Below are 2,982 nucleotides of genomic sequence, written 5' to 3'. Positions count from 1 at the left end.
ATCGGGCGACCAGGGGAAACAACACGGGTAAGATCGTGGGCAGCGTCGGAGTTGGATAAGGGACAGGGCCCAGGGGGGAGGGGAGGGGGACGCCCCGCCCCGGCGGAGCGCATCAGCGGCTGACGCTGTTCATCTTGTCCAGCAGGGCCGAGGCGGCGGTGACGCAGGCCTGCATGGTCTCGTTCTCGGCGCAGCGGACCGAGATGCTGGTCTCGCCGCGCTCCAGCTTGAAGCTGGCGCCACGCGGCGGCGGCGGGCGATGGCCGAAGCCGGGGCCGCCCATGGGGCCACCCATGGGGCCGCCATGCGCGAAATGCGGCGGCGGGCCGGGTGGGCGGCCAGGGCCGCCTGGACCACCGGCGGGGTCGCCCGGCGGGGGCGGCGGCGGTGTCGCGGCCTGGCCCTGCGGCGCGGCGGGCGGCGTGGTGGTCTGGGCCACGGCCAGGCCCGAAGCGCCGAGCAGCAGCGCCCCGGCCCCGAGCATCAGCATCTTGCGCATGGCATTCCTTCCGTTCTGGGGCGGGCCGATCCTGGCCCGCCGTTGGAAGAGACTAGCCAGGGACTTCGTTTCAGTCCCCGGCGAAGAAGCAACGAAGTCTTGCACGGCGCGAGAAACGGCTTGCGGCTTCGTGACTGGCCGCGCGCGCCGCGCCGCCGCATGGCTGGGGCGTCACATCGAGGAATCACCGCATGGGTCAGCCGCCGCAGGCCCGCCGCAGCTCTGTCCCCTCCATTGGGGCCGCCGCCCCGCGCCCCGTCCCGCCGCCCGGCAACGGCGCGCCGCCGCTGCTGGAGGCAGGCTTCGCCATGACCCGGGCCGACCAGCTGGCCGGGCATCGCCTGTCGCTGCGGGCGCAGGCGGATGCGGTGGCGACGGGGCTGGGCGGCGCGCTGCTGGGCGGGCTGGTGATGCTGAGCGCGGTGCTGCACCTGCAGGCCGGCGAGACGCCGCTGTGGAAGGGCACCCATCCGCATGGCGGCACCTTCGCCGGACTGGCGCTGCTGCTGGCCGCCGCCGCCGCGCTGGGCTGGCTGGCCGAGGCGCGGCTGCGTCCCTGGATGATCCGCTGCCTGGTCGGCCGGCAGCTGGCGCGGATGCTGCCGGCCGGCGCCCCCGCCGCGCCCGCCCGGCTGCTGGTCGCCGGGGAGCATGTCGAATGGCGGTCCGAGGGCCGGGTGCTGCGCTACGAGGCGGCGCTGCTGCGCGGCATGATCGAGGGCGACGGCCAGCTGGTGCTGCGCTTCGGCTTCGGCTGCCTGCTGGTGGTGCCGCGCGCCGCGCTGGACGAGGCCGGGCTGAAGCGGCTGCGTGGCTGGGTGGCCGGCCATGCCCGGGGGCCGATCTGGTGACCCGGCTGTCGCTGGACTGGAAGGCCGCGGACCAGGCGGCGCTGATCGCGCTCGATTCGGCGCGCAGCCAGCCGGTGGCGCTGCCGGCGGCGGTCTCCCTGCTGCAGGGGGCCTGGCTGGCGGCGCTGGCCGTGGCCAGCCTGCGCGTGGTCGACGGCCTGCTGCGGCATCTGGGCGACAAGCCGTCGCTGTGGCGGGCGCCGGAGGCTTTCGAGCTGTGGCTCGCCGGCGGCATCCTGGGCGTCGCGGCGGTGATCGCGCTGGCCCAGCAGGCCTGGCCGCGGGCGGCGATGCGGCGGCTGCTGGCGCCCTATGCCGCCGAGCCGGCGCGGCAGCCGCTGTTCGGCCCGGTGGCGCTGGAGCTGGCCCCGGACCGGCTGACCTGCCGCGGCGAGGGCTTCTGCTGGAGCTTCGACCGCGACCGGCTGGACAGCCTGGAGGTGCTGCCGGCGCTGATGATCCTGCGCTTCGGCCCGGCGCTGCAGGCGATCGCCCTGCCGCTGCCCCGGCGCGACCTCAGCGAGGCGCAACAGGCGGAAATCCGCGCCTGGGCGAGCCCACCCGCGGCCTGACCGGCCGCGGGATTCCTTTCATTTTTCGACGAAGGCCTTCTCGATCACGTAGTGCCCGGGGCGGTTGCCGGCGCCTTCCTTGAAGCCCTTCTCTTCGAGGATGGTCTTCATCTCGGCCAGCATCTCCGGGCTGCCGCAGAGCATGACGCGGTCATCCTCGGTGGAGATCGGCGGCAGGCCGAGATCCGCCTCCAGCCTGCCCGCGCGGATCAGGTCGGTGACGCGCCCCTGGTTGCGGAACGGCTCGCGCGTGACGGTCGGATAGTAGACCAGCTTGTCGCCGACCAGCTCGCCCAGCAGCTCGTGCTGGTGGATCTCGTCGGACAGGAAGTCCTGGTAGGCGAGCTCCTTGACCTCGCGCACGCCATGCACCAGCACGACCCGCTCGAAGCGGTCGAAGACTTCCGGGTCCTTGACCAGCGACATGAAGGGGGCGAGGCCGGTGCCGGTGCCCAGCATCCACAGCGTCCGGCCCGGCAGCAGGCTGTCCGGCACCAGCGTCCCCACCGCCTTGCGCCCGATCAGCACCTGGTCGCCGGGCTGGATGTGCTGCAGCCGGCTGGTCAGCGGCCCGTCCGGCACCTTGATCGACAGGAACTCGAAGAAGTCGTCATAGGCGGCGCTGGCCATGGAATAGGCGCGCAGCAAGGGCTTGCCGTCGACCATCAGCCCGATCATCGCGAACTGCCCCGCCTGGAAGCGGAAGGCCGGGTCGCGGGTGCAGCGGAAGGTGAACAGGCGGTCGGTCCAGTGGTGGACGTGCTGCACCGTCTCGGTGAAGAAGGCGGCGTTGGCGGGGGGCGGCGTGGCGTTCATCGGCGGAACATCGTCTCGTCTCTGCGCGGAACAAGCGCTTCCCGCCGGGGTGGGCAGGAAATGCGATGGGCAAATGCGCGGGGGCAGGCGGCACGGCTTGCGCGGCGGCGGGGTTGCGGTCCAGCCTCGGCCTATCATGACAAGCCCCGACCGCGCCACTGCCGCCCCCGCGCCCCAGACCTCCTCTCCCGGGACACCCCCACCGGCGGGCCCTGCGGCGATCTCTTCTACACATCTGACGCTC

Annotated in this window: 4 protein-coding genes; 2 read left to right on the top strand and 2 right to left on the bottom strand. The window is 73.4% G+C overall.

Translation table 11 applies throughout. The features are described from left to right. Window positions 1–112: 112 nt before the first annotated feature. The gene (locus BKE38_RS29135; RefSeq protein WP_076960603.1) at window positions 113–499 is read right to left on the bottom strand and encodes a hypothetical protein; all 387 of its coding nucleotides are present in this window, start codon (window positions 497–499) and stop codon (window positions 113–115) included. Window positions 500–690: 191 nt separating this feature from the next. Here BKE38_RS29135 and BKE38_RS29130 point away from each other — a divergent pair, with 191 nt between their 5' ends. Next, entirely contained in the window at window positions 691–1,350 is a 660-nt protein-coding gene (locus BKE38_RS29130; RefSeq protein WP_076960602.1) for a hypothetical protein, read from the top strand. Then, window positions 1,347–1,922 (top strand): hypothetical protein, encoded by a 576-nt coding sequence (locus tag BKE38_RS29125; RefSeq protein WP_076960601.1) that lies wholly within the window; start codon window positions 1,347–1,349, stop codon window positions 1,920–1,922. The genes BKE38_RS29130 and BKE38_RS29125 overlap by 4 nt, the downstream gene beginning before the upstream one ends. Window positions 1,923–1,940: 18 nt before the next feature. Here BKE38_RS29125 and BKE38_RS29120 read toward each other — a convergent pair whose 3' ends face one another. Next, the gene (locus BKE38_RS29120) at window positions 1,941–2,738 is read right to left on the bottom strand and encodes a ferredoxin--NADP reductase (protein WP_076960600.1); all 798 of its coding nucleotides are present in this window, start codon (window positions 2,736–2,738) and stop codon (window positions 1,941–1,943) included. Window positions 2,739–2,982: the final 244 nt, after the last annotated feature.

The sequence above is a fragment of the Teichococcus deserti genome (assembly GCF_001982615.1).
Lineage (GTDB): Bacteria > Pseudomonadota > Alphaproteobacteria > Acetobacterales > Acetobacteraceae > Pseudoroseomonas > Pseudoroseomonas deserti.
Note: the sequence above shows the minus strand (reverse complement) of the source record. Positions and strands in the feature narration are given on the sequence as shown.